The sequence below is a fragment of the Neobacillus kokaensis genome (genome assembly GCF_014656545.1).
In the GTDB taxonomy this organism is placed as follows: Bacteria; Bacillota; Bacilli; order Bacillales; family Cytobacillaceae; genus Neobacillus; species Neobacillus kokaensis.
Genome location: NZ_BNDS01000010.1, coordinates 77,205 through 93,880, shown reverse-complemented (window position 1 = coordinate 93,880; position 16,676 = coordinate 77,205). Strand labels below are relative to the sequence as shown.

The window sequence follows — 16,676 nt, the reverse complement described above, 5'->3', positions numbered from 1 at the left end:
ACCAGAAATTATAATATTAAATTTTAAATGCATTAGGATGTAGTTGTTTTACCCGTATTAAATATTTTGTTACACGCTGGTCATCTTCATCTTGATATTCAAAATTAAGACTCTCCGCTACGAAATTAGCGGTGGATCGAAAAAGATTAATCATCGCAAACAAGGCATTCCAAACACTTTGCTCGTTTCCTTCAGGAAAGGTTGAAAGCAGTTCTTCCCAAGTCCCTTCTGGTAAAAATTTTTGTAACAACTTTCCGCTTTTTCCGATGCTGACGGCAAAATCGTTTTGAATGCCAACCTGCCATTCCAGCATTTTTAATAGCATAGGTCTTACACAATTGTTCAGATGGTCCATAGCATAAAGAATTTCTTTTCTCCACAACCCTTTTGCAACATATGTTGCTACCCACCAAAACTCATTACAACAATTTAAAAATTCTTCTGCGGTTGGGTGTTTCACCCAATAATCTTCATCAGTAGGCGGTGAAATCATTGGAAGAGAATCGTCTTTATCCAGTAAAATAACGGTCAACTTATCTTCTTGGAGATACTCGTCTTTTTTATTTATCGGTATTAATGTTAGATCAATGCGATTTCCATCAGAAAAAAGCATCAGATAGGGATATCTTTTGATGGAAGATGATGAATGCTTTTCAGGGGTCTGCATAATAATCCGTTCGCCAAAAATATCTATCCATTTCTCGTCTTGTATAAAAGAATCCATTTCAGTCACAAGATAAACAATATCAAAATCTTGAAATAAATCCTTTGGTGCATTCGAATTGGTTCGTGAACCATTCATAGCAACAGCACGAATTCTTTTGTCTTTTTTAGCGACATTTAAAATAAGGTCAAACATTACTTGTTCTGATCTCATTTAACAACCTCCACCATTTTTTTAATATGATTGGATTTTTCTATGGGACAGTTTGTTAATAAACTTGATAGGATTTGTCCCATAGGCCGCTTCTATGGGACAGTTTCCTAATAAACTAGTTGTACTTTGTCCTATATGGCAAATCTATAAGACAGTTTGCTAATAAACCAGCTTGTTTTTGTCCAATAGACTGCTTATACGGAATATTTTACCATAACTTTCTATCGAGAATTTCACAAAAAAAATAAAAATTGGCCGAACTGTAGTAACAAAAAAGCTCGGAGATATCTCCGAGCTCAAATCTTAATTATTTTATTACAGTTCCTGTTCCCCATTAACCCCATTTATCGAATAGCTAACGGTAATTTCAGCATTTAATGAATGGGAAACGGAACAGTATTTATCTTTGGAAAGTTGGATTGCCCGCACTACCTTTTCTTCAGGGAGTTCTCCCTCCAAAGCGTAATGAATGTTAATTTTAGTAAAACGTTTTGGTTCCACATCAGCGCGGTCACCCTTCACGTCCATATGAAATGATGTAGGATTCAATCTCATTTTATGCAAAATCATAATGATATCAATTCCGGTACAACCCGCAACTGCATTTAATAACAATTCTGTTGGCCGTGCTCCGGTATTTTCACCGCCGACTTCTGGCGCTGCATCCATTTTAATTTCATGGCCGGAGGGAGTTACCCCTGTAAAAGCCATTTTTCCTGTCCATTTAATTGTTGTTTCCACTATAAGTCATCTCCTTGTTTATTATTTTGGCTCACTGCCTATTTTTTAAAAATCAACCTGGGAATAAATCGGATGATAGGTATCGTTCTCCGGTATCAGGCGCCAAGCAAAGGACTCTTCCTGACGTTGGTAAACTTTTTGCAATCTCTATCGCAAAATGAGCAGAAGATGCGCCAGATGCCCCGATAAAAATACCCTCTTTGGCTGCAAGACTGCGTGCCATTACTTGAGCATCCTCATCTTTTATATGCAGGATTTCATCGTAAATTTCCTGATTCAAAATCTTGGGAATAAATCCTGGACCGGTTCCCGGGATTTTGTGAGGCCCCGGCTCACCGCCTGATAGAACCGGTGAACCTGCTGGCTCTACAACATAAATTTTTAAATCTGGTATTTGTTTTTTCAATTCTTCTCCAACACCTGTAACTGTGCCGCCAGTGCCGGCAGTCAGTACAAGCGCGTCGAGTTTTCCTTCAAATGCCTCTAAAATTTCAACTGCTGTCGTGTTTCGGTGGGCATCTGAATTCGCCTGATTTTCAAACTGCATTGGAATAAAGGTGTCAGGAATGGTTTCAGCCATTTCTATCGCTTTATCGATGGAACCCTGCATCCGTCGATTTGCTGGGGTTAAATGCACTTCCGCCCCATAAGCTTTTAAAATTTTCACACGCTCGAGTGTTGCGTTATCGGGCATAGTAATAATGCAGCGGTAGCCTTTCACTGCACAGACCATGGCAATCCCGATCCCGGTATTTCCGGAGGTCGGTTCGATAACCGTACTTTTTCCCGGAATTAATTTCCCCTCAGCCTCTGCTCGCTCAATCATATTGATTGATGCACGGTCCTTTACGCTACCACCGGGATTGAATGATTCCAATTTTATGTACACTTCTGCACCATTTTGGTCAGGGAGCTTATTCAATTTTACAATTGGAGTATTGCCGATTAAATCAAGAACCGAGTTATAAAGTTTCATTTTTGTCACCCTTTCAATAGTTGTCCTTTCTCTTATTATATCATTTAATTCCCATTAGATTAGTGGGTGATGCTTTTTATTTTACAAAAAATTTTTGAACAATATAACTTTATATTACCCTTTTAGCATTAGTTCTTGTTAAATTTTTATGAGTACAAACAACCTACCGTCATTTAAAACGATAGGTTATTTATGAGTTATCATTAAAGTTCAAACTCCCACTCATCCCGGAGATGTAAATAAAGTACCAAGAGCGTGTTTTCTAGATCATTTGCAGTTTTCCCGGCAGTCTCCACTCCAATTTTTGGCAGCAGAAGCTCGGCGATTTGCCTTGTCATTTGATCTCTCTCAGTGTCAGGCAGCTGTCGGAACCGGCTGGCATATGTTTTCAGCAGTTTCCAGTCTTTCTCTTTGAATGATTTCATCGTCCATTCATCAATTACAAGACTCTCTTTTGATAAACCACGTTCTTCCATCTCTTTTTCAATGCCGGTAAGCTTTTTTTTCTTTCGTTTAGCTTTACGTTCATGAACGACTATCGTTCCTGCAACAAGGTCGCCTAGGCGTTTATGCTTGGAATGAAAGAATATCATGATAATGCCAAGAAAGTAACCGGTTGGCAGCGAGTCAATCAGCCGTAAAATATTTCGAATAAAGCTTGATAGCAGTGTAATGCTGTGACCATTATCTTGAATCACTCGAATTCCCACTACTTTTTTCCCCAGCGTCCTGCCGCCGGAAAAAAACTCGAAGAAAAAAAAGTACCCGTAATTCACAATAAAGATAACGATGATCACAATTGCAATTGCAACGGTGCTGCCTTCAAAAAAGGTTGAGTACGATGCCAGTTTATCCGAAACCAGCAGAACGGATAAGAAAAAAACAATATTAAATAACCAAATTAAAATTTGGTCAATAATAAACGCAGCAGCCCTGCTTCCTAAACCTGCGAGGCGAAACTGAAGCGAGACATATTCGGGAGTTTTAACCTCCATTTGTTCATAATTCATCAAGATTCCCCCATAACATGATGTTTTTCACATAAGTTGTTTCTATTTTTCTACAATATTACTATAATAAGGAATAGCATGTAAACTAGAGAGAAGGTGTAACATGGATGTAAAACAATTTATCAGACAGCACCGTGAAGATTGGAAGCAGCTTGAAGAATTAGTGGCTGACTTAAGCAAAGGCAGGAATGCAATCAGCGGTGAAAATATAATGAAATACCATCGGCTCTATCAAAAAGCGGCCCAGAATCTTTCATACAGTCAAACCTATTTTCAACATGATGAAGTAACTCAATTCTTAAACGGACTCGTTTCCAAAGCACATAATTTGCTTTATAAGGATCAAGTATCAAGTGTAAAACAAATCCGCTATTTTTTCAGCACGAAATTTATTGGTTTATTAGTGGAACAATGGAAATTTGTCATTACAGCGATGATTTTGTTTGCCATTGGCGGATTCGGAAGCTTTCTAGCAGTAATGAATGATCCCCTCCATATTTATTCCATCCTGCCGGCAAATATCGCGCAGGGTGTTGATCCACAGAGGCTAGGGAGCAACGACGGAGCGGTCGATTCCTCGCTTATGTCGGCAAGTATCATGACAAACAACATTCAGGTTGCAATGTTAGCCTTCGCCGGTGGAATTACTTTTGGCATCTTGACTGTTTATTTACTCATTTATAACGGTATCATCGTGGGGGCACTTGCCGCCTTGTTCTGGCATCACGATAAGTCTTATGATTTCTGGGCTTATATTGTTCCTCATGGAATGATTGAGCTGACCGCTATCTTCATTGCCGGCGGTGCTGGATTGTTAATGGGTTTTAAGCTGTTCGTACCAGGGCTGTATTCTAGAGGCTATCAATTAAAGCAGCAGGCTAAACGATCTGTTCAGCTGCTGCTCGGGACAATTCCCTTGTTTGTACTAGCCGGGATCATCGAAGGCTTTATCACTCCGGCGGCCATTTCGCTGGAAGCTAAGTATGCCGTTGCTTTCTTAACGGTCATTGGCTTAATTCTTTATATCATGATCGGTAAGCTCAAGCTTGCTAAGACTATAACAAGTTCTGATTCATAATATCGATATATTGCGAAACGGCGGTTACCGCCAATTTTTCCTCCGGGGCCTCAATCATTTGCAGGCCCTGTTTTTCCCATTTGTTTTTTTCCCGCTTTTTAAACATCATTTGCTGCTGGGCAATGCTCTTTATCATAGCTGTTTGGACATCAGTTGGCTCTGCCTTCGTCCGTTTCACCAGCGTTTGGTCCTCTATTCCAATCATGAAAAATAAATGGCGAGACCGGAGCCGTTTTAAATAGATTAGTGCTGATTCTTCGTGTAAAAAGGTGCGGACATCACTGAATAACAACAATAAACTGCGCTTCTTCTGCACCATTTCCAAATATTGCAGTACTGCGGCATAATTAGATTCGGCAGCATCAACTTTCACATTGTAAATGGCCTGCAAGATTGTCTGCAGATGAGCCATTCCTTTTGCCGGAGGAACAAACACCTTGATCTCCTTTGAAAAAGCAAGAACTGATACATAGTCCCCTTTTTGAAGTGCTGCCGCTGCAACCGTCAGCGCTGCCTCGAGTGCTTTTTCCAGGCGATTGGCCTTTTTTAGCTCGGCCCCCATCATCCTGCCGCAATCGAGTAGTATTGTAATATATTTGCCGTGCTCCGGCTCATATTCATTGGTCATAACTTCTCTTAATTTTGCGGTTTGCCGCCAATTGATTTTCCGCGGGTCATCACCGACAACATAATTTCGAATCTTGGCGAACTCTCCAACGCCGCTTAACTGTTTCCGAATCTTCCATCCTTCATAAAGTAAAAATGCTTGGGCATTCTCTAAATACTGCTTCGTCTCCGTTAAATCTGGGATGACCTTGACTTCTTGCGGTAATTCTACCGTTGTTTGCTTTTCCCATAATCCGAGTAAGCTCCGGTAACGAAAATATAGCTTATTGATTTTATATTTTCCTCGTTCAGCAGCGGTTGTTTCATACATAATCTTCACTGCTGAATCCTTTGGTATCGTTCCCTTTATTGGAAACGGCCGAGAAAATGACTGTGGCAGGCTGTCAATCAGCCTGTAAGAAAACGAATAGGCTGAAGGATTGCTTACCTCAATCGTAAGTGAATATGGCAGCCCGCGTTCCATTTCATCTGACAACGTCCTTTTAAAGCTTAGCTGGGATTTTTTTGGAGAGAAAAATAAATCCCCAAGACTTACCAAAAATACTATAATATTTATAGTAAACACATACCACCATGATAGATTCCCTGCTGTTGCTATTCCTAAAGCGGCAGTAAGAATCACATAGACTATCAGCAATTTTTTAGTTGGTAATATCCCTCTATCTTGGAACAGGAACCGAGCCCACAAGCTCTTCAATAATTTGGTCAACGGTTGCTCCCTCCAATTCTACATGCGGGGATAATTGAATCCGATGTCGCAATGCCGGTTTGGCAACCATTTTAATATCATCCGGTGTCACATAATCTCTGCCGGCAAGATAAGCCCAGGCTTGAGCCGCTTTTCCGATAGAAATCCCCGCTCTTGTACTGGCGCCAAAGCGGATGGTTTCCGTTTCCCGTGTTTTCCTGACAATTTTCATCATGTAATCAAGGACGTTTTCTCCTACGGTAACTTCGCTAACCTCCTTGCGAATCGCCATGAAAGTCGGCAAATCAAGGACTTCAGGAAGCGGGCTTGTATCAAATTGCTTTTCAATTACTTGTTTTAACACCTGTTTTTCTTCTTCAAAGGTTGGGAAGTCGATGTACAGCTTAAACAAGAATCGGTCCTGCTGTGCTTCCGGAAGCGGATACGTTCCTTCAAATTCAATTGGGTTTTGTGTAGCGACAACGAAAAACATATCAGGCAGCTGGTACGTTTCACCTTGGATCGTCACCTGCTTTTCTTCCATTGCTTCCAGAAGTGCGGCTTGTGTTTTCGCCGGTGTCCGGTTAATTTCATCGGCTAATAATATATTTGTAAAAATTGGCCCTTTTAACGTCTGAAAGCTTCCTTCTTTCATATTGTAAATCATGCTTCCAGTAATATCACTTGGCAGAAGGTCTGGGGTAAATTGAATCCTGTTAAAATCGCCGCCAAGAAGATCAGCAAGCGTCCGTACCATTTGTGTTTTACCGGTGCCAGGCACCCCTTCTAGCAGAACATGTCCGCCCGATAATACGGATGATAATAGAAGCCGTAAATTTAATTTTTGTCCAAGAATTCGCTTTTCATATGTTTCTAGAAAGGATGTTAATTCCTGTCTCATCCTTGTTCCACCTCTTTCTGCAGCCGGTTGAGCCGGCCTGACCAATGTAAATATTCTTGCTTATTGATTTTTTCCTTTTCTAGTACAGCCGCTAGGCCTTGTAGAAAGGAACGAATTTCCGTTGGTTTAATTCCCTGCCATTTTCGTTCTAGAAAACTCGCAAGATCCTTCCAATCCCTGCTGTACGGAATTTGCCAGCGTTCCTGAAGCAACAGCTTGACAAAATCTGCTTGAATCACTAAAGAATCGTGATAACGTCTGCCGCGGATATACCACGCTGCTAACGCCCGGATCCCTTCATCGCTAAAACGGACAGTTGCTTCCCGCGGCAGAAAAATAGGGCCAAATCGTTTGCCTTGAAGCCAAAGCCAGAGAATGGCAAGAATAATTCCTTGAAGGATTAGCAATACAAACCACTTTGGATACACCATCCAAGCAGATTTGTGACTTTCTGCACCATGCAGGTATTCATCAATTAAAATGGTTTGGGCATCGCTTTCATTAATCAAACGTAAAACTAGCGGCAAATGATCATGTTTTAAAATATTTCCGTTCATTACCCATTCAGGCGTCACTGCTACGATCAATTGTCCCTTACCCACCGCTCGTTTCATTGCTACAATACCTGCTTTGTCCTTGAGTAAAATGTCATTTCCTTTCTGCGATTCCAGACGTATGTAAGACTTAATGTTAGCCTTATAGGCATTATTGTTTTGGTCATAAACCTTCAAAAGCTGATCATCGCTCATACCTTCGTCAACTGGCCAGGTATTAATATCCAACATGCCTTTTGGATTATCCTTCAAAAGCAGAATCGTATTCCCCGCTTTGATAAAATCCATGTACTCTTTCATTTCCTTTGTTTCCGGAACATTTAATGGTTCAATCATCACCATCAGCTGCTTTTCCTGACCCTTTGGCAATAAAGTAGGGGAATAGCTCCAGCGTTGCACCTTCGTCTCCTTGCTTAGGTATGTGTAGAATCCCTTTACCCCTGTAGGTGAAGGGGAATCTGAGACATAACTTGGAAAAAACCGCGGTTTTGGAGAAAAGGCGAAATAGCTGATGACACTGAATAGGACCAGTAAAACAGCAAGCCATATCCACCCTTGTCTAGCCTTTTTCAACGCTGCTCCCTCCCCCGAACAGATCTTCCTTTAGTTCTTTCATAACATTTTCGTAGAATTGAATATATTCCTTGCTCTTTACTTCTCGCTCGCCATATGTGACTTCATCAAAAAACTGGGCAAGATGGAAAAATTGTTCTGCCCGGCTTTGATCTATTTTCCTTAATTCTTCATAATACTCCCAGTTGGTTTTCCAAAACCTTGCCTCTAGCCATCCTTTTTCATGAAAGAAAAGTAATAGACCTAGAAATAAGTGGCGGACAGCACCAGTAAAGTCACTTAAAGCCTCCAGTCTTTCTGCTTCCCTTACATGCTGCGAATACGACCAGTTTAGCTCATTTCTCGATTGCAGCGGTTTGTGCTTCCGAAGGACTTTATTCCGTCTATGGTTTCGAATTAGAAAATAAGCGGATATAGCCAAAAGAAGTAACACTACAACAATCACTATTATCAGTAGGATTGATCCTGCTGCACTATCCGCAATGTTAACGGACGGAAATAAGTCTTCTAATTTGTCGGCAATCCATTGCTTTGCATTGTCCCACCAAGTGGCAAACAAACCCTTTGACTCGTCATATACGCGGTATTCTTTTTGATTGAGTATGTCTTTTAGCTCATCTCGTGCCTTGTTGGCATCAAGCATTGTCATCACCTTATTTATCTAAAATGGGTGGATTGTTATAGTCGTCAATTAGTTCTTTTAAATCATCGGCATCGTGGCGAACCTTTAAATCAAGATACATGACACCATATCCCACAGAGAAAATCATTGTCGTAATTAACACCACAATGTTGGAAATGATCGATAACAGGACGCTGTTTCCTAAAGCAATGCCAAGAGTTGCTTCCACCGCAAAGCTGATGATTGTAATGATTAAATAAAAAACAATAAATAAACCAATTAAAACCCATGTGCGTCCCCGTGTTAGTCTCCAGCTGCGGCCAAATCCAGGCGATTTGCGGTCAAGCACTACCGAGCCAAAATAAAAACTCCAGCGCGTGACGAAGTAAGCAATCACCACACCAAAGGCTAAAAATAAGACGACCCCAATTAAAATTCCTACAGCTGGATTAGTAGCCGCTGCCCCAATTACTCCCATTAAAGCGACGATGATAATAGGAACGAGAACCATCCCAAAAATAATCAGGCCAAATAAAATTGTACTTCCGAGCATCGGCCAAAAACGTGAGAAGGCTTCTTTAATAATTGATTTCACTGTAAAGTCTTCATTTTTTCGAATATGATTGATTCCTAATAAGATTGCTGCTTCTGCCACTGGTCCAAGGATGACTGTGAAAAGCCCTACAAAAATCAGCCCGACATCCGCACCAATGCTGCTGGAATCCACTGTCCCTGTCTCTGTAAAGCTGGCCAGCATTTGCTCATACCATGTACTTCCGCTGCCGACCTCCCTAAAAAAGCTTGTTCCCGATAATAATTGAATGATGGCTTCCACCAAATAAACTGGCCCTAATAAAATAAGGAAAACCATGAAGAAATCCTTAAATCTGCTTTTACTTAAACTAAATGTATGGTCGAGAATTTCCCCGAATCCTTTTGGTTTTGAAAACTTTGAATCCAATTTTTTATCCCCCTATAAAAAAATAATCACAATCATTATTTTAACATTTATCTTACAATTTTAGTGTAAATTCTGTAAAATAACGTAAAATTTAACTATCCTACTCGAATAAAAACTGTAAAAGATGCCGATGAATAAGGTGAATATTTTTGTTGTGAGTTGATGTGATGATTATGAGGAATTTTAGGAAAATCTTTAATCCACGAAATCGAAGCCATTCCGAATATACTGTAGTCGATGAGCAGCGGATGAATGCTCGGCCGACAAGATTAGTTTCTGTTATAACACCGGTGTATAATGCCGAAAAGTATTTACGAAAAACAATCGATTCGGTGCTTCAACAATCACTTGGTTTAGACAAGATTGAATACATCCTGGTCGATGACTGTTCTACTGATTCATCTCGGGAGATTTTATTAGACTATTCTTCAAGGTTTGAAAACATTATGGTTATTTTTTTGAATAGGAATACAGGAACACCTGGCCGCCCACGCAATATCGGGATTGACCTGTCGAGTTCGAAATATATTTCCTTCTTGGATGCCGATGATTGGCTCGAACCAAGCGGCCTTGAAACACTTGCGGCAATTCTTGAGGAAACTGGAGATGCTTATGCTGTAGGAAAGACCATACAGGTGAAGGCTAAGGGGATAAGTATAATTGGTGAGCATGAATCCTGTAAGGAACGAAGAAGTGTTTGCCCCTTATCTATTCCACATATCTTTCATCATCTTGGCCCTAGGGCAAGAATGGTAAGTGCCGAATTATTGAAAAACAATCAAATACAATTTCCCGAAATGAAGTTTGCAGAGGATAAGCAATTTTTCATGGAAGTTTTGGTTCATTGTCCTTCCATATCAACAACTACAAAACCGATTTATTACTTAAACAGGATTGATAACCAGGATACAAGGCTTTCCAATCAGACAAACATCATACAAAAAACAAACTGTAATCTAAAAGTCATTCACCATATGATCAATAAAGAGCTGGATGTAAACAAACAAAAGATGGTGTTAAACCGATTATATGAATACGATTCCATTTCCCGATTTTTCACCACCCCGCATTATCAAAAAACCAAGCTTAAACGGGTGTATTACCATAAGCTGAACCAAGTGTTAAAAACAACAAAACATTTAGACTATGAGTTTTCCGAAGAATTTCTGCAGCCGATGAATAAAGTGGTTTATCAGCTTTTTCGAGAAAAAAATTATCGGCTGCTGGAAAACCTTTATGCATGGGATCGTCAGGAGAAAATTAAGGAAGTTATTATCAAAGAAGGCTTGCCGTATACGATTTTTAATGGGAGTACCCATATTAGGTTACCTATGCATGCTGTATATAAGGAGGATTATTTTTCACAGAATTCTTATTTTCTCAATTTTACCGTGTATGGAGATTATTTAGATGGTGTTACGGATGTACTGATTCGCGATACAAAAAATGCTTTAAATGAGGTATTGCTTCCCGTAGTTGTTGATAAAAGTGGAAACGGAACAGTGGAAATTGATTTGGTTTTATTAGGCACCCTGTCTCCATCCACTTATTCCATTTTTTTAAGATATCATGATTATATGAAAATTAATATTAGAAAACCGGCGGAGGAAAAATTACGGCATATCGTCCAAAATCGTCAATTCACTTTTTTTAGAACTGTCTTTTCAAATGTTGGCTTAAAGATTGAAAAAGCAGCAGAGTAAAACACAAAAACGCCTCTCCCATCATAGTTTAACGTAACGTGATTTATTTTGGGGGAGGTTAAATATGGTCATCCATGTTGTTCAGCGTGGTGAAACGTTATGGCAAATATCCAATCGATACCAAGTTGCTATTGGTAATATTACCGAAGTGAATGGGTTAACAAATCCAAATCAATTAGCAGTTGGCCAGGCTATTGTTATTCCGACACTAGATGTTTTTCACTCTGTTAATTCTGGAGAAGCCCTGTGGTCCATTGCTCAAAGGTATGGTACATCGATCGAGGCGATTATTCGGGCAAATCAAATCACAAATCCTGCACTTATTTATCCCGGTACCGTTTTAAGAATTCCGGCAATAAGGCACACCATCGCCCAAGGAGAAACTTTATGGATGATTGCCAAGTATTATGGAACGACGATCAATGCGATCATAAAGGCCAATAAAATCCAAAATCCTAACATGTTATATCCTGGAACGGTACTAATAATTCCGCGAAGCAAGCCGGTAATCGAAAGCAATGCCTTTACGTACCATTCAGGGCAGCAGGCAATTCAAATGGTAGGAGAAGTGGCTGAACATTTGACGTATATTGCGCCGTTTGCCTATGTTATTCAACCAGACGGTACACTTGTTCTTTACATGGAAAACGACTCAGACGCCATCCAAGCCGGTTCTAGCAAGGGTGCGCTGCCAATGATGTCGATTACCAATTTCACTGCCACAAAAGCCGGTGAAAACATTGCTCACAGCGTACTAGCAAGTGAAGAACACCGGGATAAGCTGTTGGAAAACATCTTATCGATTATGCGTTCAAAAGGCTATCGAGGATTAAATATTGATTTCGAAAATGTCCTGCCGGCTGACCGTGAATTATATAATCAATTTCTTCAGCGTGCAGTGGACCGGCTGCACGCTGAAGGTTATTTTGTATCGACCTCCTTAGCGCCTAAAATTAGCGGTGAACAAAAAGGATTATTGTATGAAGCACATGATTATCCCGCTCACGGCAAAATTGCTGACTTTGTTGTGCTGATGACTTATGAGTGGGGCTATCGCAAGGGACCACCGCAAGCTGTTTCGCCTTTGAACGAAATTCGCCGGGTACTCGATTACGCTGTCTCCGTGATCCCGCCTGAAAAAATTCTGATGGGCTTCCAGTTATATGCTAGGGACTGGATTATTCCTCATGTGCAAGGACAGGAGGCAGAAACGTATAGTCCTCAAGAAGCGGTCAGCCGGGCGATTAAGTATGGTGTTGCGATTCAATATGATCCAGTTGCTGCGTCCCCTTACTTTAGGTATACAGATGAGCAGGGCCGAGGACACGAGGTATGGTTTGAAGATGCACGAAGTGCTCAGGCTAAATTTGATTTGATAAAGGAATACAATTTGCGCGGCGTCAGCTATTGGGTACTCGGCTATCCATACCCGCAAAACTGGGCGCTGCTGGAAGATAATTTTACGATAAAGAAGCTGACGTAATTTTTTCTCATTAAGTCCTATGAATAGGGTTATATTACCAACCGAACCTCCTCCTCTTTTCTGTTACAATTTTTAAAGACAGGAAGATTAGGAGGTTTTAATCTATGAAAAAACGGAATCTAATCCTTGTACTAGTCATCCTTTTGACATTTGTCGGGGGATTTTCTTCTGGAATACTATACACAAAAAACGCCAAAATGAATCCAATAAATATATATCAAGCACCAGTTTCGGCTGCGAACCCTAAAGAAAAAACACTTCCCAAGACACCTAAAGCAAACTCAAAGGTGTTAATTGGTTACGTACAGGACTTTCGCGATCCCAACATGATCGATTATTCGAAACTAACTCATGTCATTTTCTCCTTTGTACATCCTACAAAGGACGGCGAAATCCTTTTTAGCGGAGATTATGCCATGGAAAATTTACGTACAATCGTTACGAATGCAAAGAAGCACAATACAAAAGTGATCCTTGCAATTGGTGGCTGGTACCATATAAAGGGCGGAGAATCCTATCCGTATTTTAAAGCGGCCATATCCAATTCAGCAGCAAGAACAAAGCTGGTGAATGAGCTTGCCAGGATTGCAGAAAGGGAGCATCTTGACGGAATAGACATCGATTTTGAGCATTCACGTTCAGCCGAAGATGCTCAAAATTTGAAGGCCTTTACTAAGCAGTTAAGCAATAAGCTTCATAAGACAAATAAAGAACTATCAATAGCGGTTTATTCAAAAATTAATGCAGAAACGTTGACTGAAGTCGGTTTCGTCCAATACGACACGGCCATGTTCCGTTATGTTGACCATGTAAATATCATGGCTTATGACGGTCAGTGGGATGGCAAATATAATGCTGCTAACCTATCACCTTATAAGTTTACAGAGAAAATTGTCAACTATTGGTCCAACCTTTTTGAGCAAAATAAGATTTCAAAAGATAAACTAGTTCTTGGAGTTCCATTTTATGCACAGCCAACGGATCCGAAAATCAAACAGGTTTCCTATGCCGCGATTATCAAAGAGAATCCAGATGATGCTGCATCCGATATGGTAAAAATGAATGGAACCACTTATTATTACAATGGCAGTACGACCATGGAAAAGAAAACGCAGCTGGCATTGAATTATGGTTTTGGCGGTATGATGTTATGGGAGGCTGGATTAGATGCCCAAGGACCTAGAAGTCTAACAACAGCCATTTATGCTGAATTAAAAAAATCGAGTACAAAGTATTATTCTCTTAAAAAATAAAAAGACAAGGTGCCCCCTTGTCTTTTAATCTTTTTTAATCACTTCAAATTGGCTGATTTGCCAAGGAAGCGATCCATTTGTTTTGTTCAAAGTGAATTTATACGTAACCTCTTCCTCATATTCTTTCGTCCCGTCCGTATATTTGAAAAATTTGGTTGCCTTAACTGTTGCTTCATCATTTTCTTCCATTGCAGCACCTATGTCTTTAACAACGGCTTCCTTAAAGGTAAACGTATTAAACAGCTGTTTGTAATTTTCATAAAGCGCTTTATATTCTGCGGAACCTTTATCCAACTGGTACGTACTCATATATCCTTCCAAATCTCCCGCCAGCTCGGCTAATGTTTGAAAATACACCGTACGTTTAATCTCATCAAGATTGTTTCCAGCCCCTTTTCCTTTCCCCAACACCACATCATGAATCATGATCATTTTTTCAGCTGGATATCCAGCTTTTTTCAGTTTTGAAAAATCATCGGCAATAACATTGGATATTTTTACCCCATTTTGCTCAAGGTCTTTATTGACCCGGTAAAGTTTAAAGGCTTCGCCGAAATGGTTGGTCAATAATTTAACATGTGCGAAGGTGACCTCTAAAAGCGGACTTTTTGGATTATATTCTTTAGCCAACTGAAGCGAATTCAATGCATCATCCGGCATATGATTGAGGAGCTGACACCATGCTAAATTTCCGTACCCGCTGCCTAACACTTTTACATTTGTAAGCAATTTTTTGTCCTTAAGCTCTGTCAAAATGATTACACTATCTTCGGCGTCCTGAAATGCATGATAAGGATGCCCTAATTCAATTTTTACAATGGCCATTGAATCGGCAATCTGAGCCTCAGCAAAACGGGCATCTCCAAGTAGGTTCGAACTATTTCCCGCCGTATTCCCTAGGATGTTTGCCATGTCCCTAGCTTGAATGTAAAGTTTAAGTGCCGCTTCCCATTTCCGCTGTTTAAATAACGCATCTGCCTGGTCCCAGTACTGATTGACCATTCCCATTCCCTGCTGTTGAAGGCTATTCGCATCAACTGGGAGTTCTACACCGCTTGAGAGGATAATATCTACTGCTGTATTTTTGGCGATTGTAGATTTGTAATCAATGGATTGTTTAATAACATGCCCTTTTTTCGAAAGTAAATCCTTTTGCTGCTTCACTATACCAAGTTTCAACCCAGCCTTTTCCAGTTCTATTTTGGCTTCTTCTTCTGTAAGGTCATAAAGTAATGGAACGGTTACCTTTACTGATTGGTCAATCGGATTTTTTTCTAGATTGTTTTTCAAAACATTTTCGGGTTTCTCCTCTTCGTAGGAAGGGGCTAAACTGCCAATGACATATAAAAAACCTAACATCAGGATAACAAAAATTGCAAAACCACTAATAATGGCGGTAATGACAATCCATGTATCTTTCTTCTTTACCGGTGCTGTCTGCGGAATATGAGTAGGCTCTTGGGAAACTGTCGTAATGTTTTGCTCCCTAACTGGATTTTCATCCTGCAATGATTCTGATAATAAACGCTCCTCTTTGACAATTTCCCTTCCTTTTTTTCTTAAGGTTAGAATAAGTGCCAAAACAGCAATTAATACCGCAAGGACGCCTAAGCCAATCATGGCCGAATAAAAAATGATCGGTGCCCCGTCAGATGATTCTGATTTAACTTGACGTCCTTCCGTTTTGTATTGAATTCCTAACCTGTCAAGCTCTTCTAATAGTTCATCAGCCTGAATCGACCAGCCGATATTATCACCTAAACGAATGCGTTCTGTCTTTCCTCTTCCATCCTCACCAAGGACAACACCTGCAACGAGTGAAGCGGCACTGTTAATTCCAATAACTGCACCGTTTTCTGTAAATAATGGACCTCCTGAATTTCCTGGATTGATCGGGGCATCTGTTTGATACAGTTCAACTCCATCCTTTGATTTTACTTTGGCACTGATAATTCCTTGTGACACCTTTACTGTAGCGATTGTGGAGGGATCAATTAAGCGCTGGTCAATGGCTGCACCGGGAAAACCCATTACATACACACGGTCGGCTACTTTCACATCCTTTGACCTTGTAAAAGTAACTGCCGGCCGGTCAAGCGCTTTTTCAGTTTTAAGGACAGCCAAATCTTTGACAGCTGAAGACCAAATGACCTCTGCAGGTATAATAATACCAATTTCTAGAACGATGTTGACAGGACCGCCCTGTTCAGCACATGAAATGACATGGTGATTGGTTACAACGTGGTCCGAATTCCCAATAACAAAGCCTGTGCCCATTCCATAAGCACCGTTTAAATCGCCGCAAGTAATCAATACTGTACTGGCCTGCATTTCATCTGTAGATTTAGCATAGGATGACAATGGCAATAAAACAGATAGAAATAGAAGAAAAATAGCGGTAAAAGAAGGAAGACAACGGAGCTTTTTCACCAGATTCCCCTCCCCTTCTTGGGTGTTCTTTCATTGTTGTTAGCAGGGATTTTTCATAGATTAATAATGCTGAGGTAAAAGATGAAGCGTTATTTGTAGTAAAACAGTATATTCTTAAAATACGTTAGTCATGACGGAAGAAGACCTCTTTAGTCAATATGTAATGTATATTTCAATTAGCCAGCAAACAGAAAAACCA

14 protein-coding genes are annotated in these 16,676 nt (G+C 40.2%); 4 read left to right on the top strand and 10 right to left on the bottom strand.

The annotated features are described in order from the left end of the window. Positions 1 to 16: 16 nt before the first annotated feature. The 4 genes from IE222_RS13100 to IE222_RS13085 all read right to left on the bottom strand — a co-directional run bounded on the left by IE222_RS13100 (position 17) and on the right by IE222_RS13085 (position 3,604). The gene (locus IE222_RS13100; RefSeq protein ID WP_191273496.1) at positions 17 to 877 is read right to left on the bottom strand and encodes an aminoglycoside 6-adenylyltransferase; all 861 of its coding nucleotides are present in this window, start codon (positions 875 to 877) and stop codon (positions 17 to 19) included. A 315-nt stretch (positions 878 to 1,192) separates the two neighbouring features. Further along, positions 1,193 to 1,618, bottom strand: coding sequence for an OsmC family protein (locus IE222_RS13095; RefSeq protein ID WP_191273495.1), 426 nt, complete (start codon positions 1,616 to 1,618; stop codon positions 1,193 to 1,195). A 52-nt stretch (positions 1,619 to 1,670) separates the two neighbouring features. After that, on the bottom strand, positions 1,671 to 2,594 hold the full coding sequence (cysK, locus tag IE222_RS13090; protein ID WP_191273493.1) for a cysteine synthase A: 924 nt from the start codon (positions 2,592 to 2,594) through the stop codon (positions 1,671 to 1,673). 203 nt (positions 2,595 to 2,797) lie between these two features. After that, positions 2,798 to 3,604, bottom strand: coding sequence for an RDD family protein (locus tag IE222_RS13085; protein ID WP_191273491.1), 807 nt, complete (start codon positions 3,602 to 3,604; stop codon positions 2,798 to 2,800). A 103-nt stretch (positions 3,605 to 3,707) separates the two neighbouring features. Here IE222_RS13085 and IE222_RS13080 point away from each other — a divergent pair, with 103 nt between their 5' ends. Beyond that, the gene (locus IE222_RS13080) at positions 3,708 to 4,682 is read left to right on the top strand and encodes a stage II sporulation protein M (protein ID WP_191273489.1); all 975 of its coding nucleotides are present in this window, start codon (positions 3,708 to 3,710) and stop codon (positions 4,680 to 4,682) included. On the opposite strand, the gene IE222_RS13075 is transcribed toward IE222_RS13080, so the two are convergent. The 5 genes from IE222_RS13075 to IE222_RS13055 are packed head-to-tail and all read right to left on the bottom strand — an operon-like array spanning position 4,660 to position 9,608. Further along, a complete protein-coding gene (locus tag IE222_RS13075; RefSeq protein ID WP_191273487.1) occupies positions 4,660 to 6,018 on the bottom strand; it encodes a DUF58 domain-containing protein in 1,359 nt (452 codons plus the stop codon). The two genes, IE222_RS13080 and IE222_RS13075, sit on opposite strands and share 23 nt — an antisense overlap. Further along, entirely contained in the window at positions 5,969 to 6,898 is a 930-nt protein-coding gene (locus IE222_RS13070; RefSeq protein WP_191273485.1) for an AAA family ATPase, read from the bottom strand. The genes IE222_RS13075 and IE222_RS13070 overlap by 50 nt, the downstream gene beginning before the upstream one ends. Then, positions 6,895 to 8,025 carry a DUF4350 domain-containing protein gene (locus IE222_RS13065; RefSeq protein ID WP_191273483.1) on the bottom strand — a complete coding sequence of 377 codons (1,131 nt, stop codon included), beginning with the start codon at positions 8,023 to 8,025 and terminating at the stop codon, positions 6,895 to 6,897. Before IE222_RS13065 ends, IE222_RS13070 begins: the two co-directional genes overlap by 4 nt. Beyond that, a complete protein-coding gene (locus IE222_RS13060; protein WP_191273481.1) occupies positions 8,012 to 8,668 on the bottom strand; it encodes a DUF4129 domain-containing protein in 657 nt (218 codons plus the stop codon). The genes IE222_RS13065 and IE222_RS13060 overlap by 14 nt, the downstream gene beginning before the upstream one ends. A gap of 10 nt (positions 8,669 to 8,678) precedes the next feature. Further along, the gene (locus tag IE222_RS13055; protein WP_191273479.1) at positions 8,679 to 9,608 is read right to left on the bottom strand and encodes a DUF7847 domain-containing protein; all 930 of its coding nucleotides are present in this window, start codon (positions 9,606 to 9,608) and stop codon (positions 8,679 to 8,681) included. Positions 9,609 to 9,775: 167 nt separating this feature from the next. On the opposite strand from IE222_RS13055, the gene IE222_RS13050 reads away from it, so the two are divergent. The 3 genes from IE222_RS13050 (at position 9,776) to IE222_RS13040 (ending at position 14,047) form a co-directional block, all read left to right on the top strand. Then, complete coding sequence (locus IE222_RS13050) at positions 9,776 to 11,311, top strand: glycosyltransferase family 2 protein (RefSeq protein WP_223282690.1); 1,536 nt, start codon at positions 9,776 to 9,778, stop codon at positions 11,309 to 11,311. Positions 11,312 to 11,375: 64 nt separating this feature from the next. Next, positions 11,376 to 12,794, top strand: coding sequence for a glycoside hydrolase family 18 protein (locus tag IE222_RS13045; protein ID WP_191273477.1), 1,419 nt, complete (start codon positions 11,376 to 11,378; stop codon positions 12,792 to 12,794). 104 nt (positions 12,795 to 12,898) lie between these two features. After that, a complete protein-coding gene (locus tag IE222_RS13040; RefSeq protein ID WP_191273475.1) occupies positions 12,899 to 14,047 on the top strand; it encodes a glycosyl hydrolase family 18 protein in 1,149 nt (382 codons plus the stop codon). Positions 14,048 to 14,071: 24 nt separating this feature from the next. Here IE222_RS13040 and IE222_RS13035 read toward each other — a convergent pair whose 3' ends face one another. Then, on the bottom strand, positions 14,072 to 16,477 hold the full coding sequence (locus IE222_RS13035) for a S1C family serine protease (protein WP_191273473.1): 2,406 nt from the start codon (positions 16,475 to 16,477) through the stop codon (positions 14,072 to 14,074). Between the last annotated feature and the right edge of the window lie 199 nt (positions 16,478 to 16,676).

Bases quoted from the DNA above. Each gene is read 5' to 3' on its own strand.
- IE222_RS13100 (WP_191273496.1), bottom strand. From the start codon at position 877: ATGAGATCAGAACAAGTAATGTTTGACCTTATTTTAAATGTCGCTAAA.
- cysK (WP_191273493.1), bottom strand. From the start codon at position 2,594: ATGAAACTTTATAACTCGGTTCTTGATTTAATCGGCAATACTCCAATT.
- IE222_RS13085 (WP_191273491.1), bottom strand. From the start codon at position 3,604: ATGAATTATGAACAAATGGAGGTTAAAACTCCCGAATATGTCTCGCTT.
- IE222_RS13080 (WP_191273489.1), top strand. From the start codon at position 3,708: ATGGATGTAAAACAATTTATCAGACAGCACCGTGAAGATTGGAAGCAG.
- IE222_RS13070 (WP_191273485.1), bottom strand. From the start codon at position 6,898: ATGAGACAGGAATTAACATCCTTTCTAGAAACATATGAAAAGCGAATT.
- IE222_RS13060 (WP_191273481.1), bottom strand. From the start codon at position 8,668: ATGCTTGATGCCAACAAGGCACGAGATGAGCTAAAAGACATACTCAAT.
- IE222_RS13050 (WP_223282690.1), top strand. From the start codon at position 9,776: ATGATTATGAGGAATTTTAGGAAAATCTTTAATCCACGAAATCGAAGC.
- IE222_RS13045 (WP_191273477.1), top strand. From the start codon at position 11,376: ATGGTCATCCATGTTGTTCAGCGTGGTGAAACGTTATGGCAAATATCC.
- IE222_RS13040 (WP_191273475.1), top strand. From the start codon at position 12,899: ATGAAAAAACGGAATCTAATCCTTGTACTAGTCATCCTTTTGACATTT.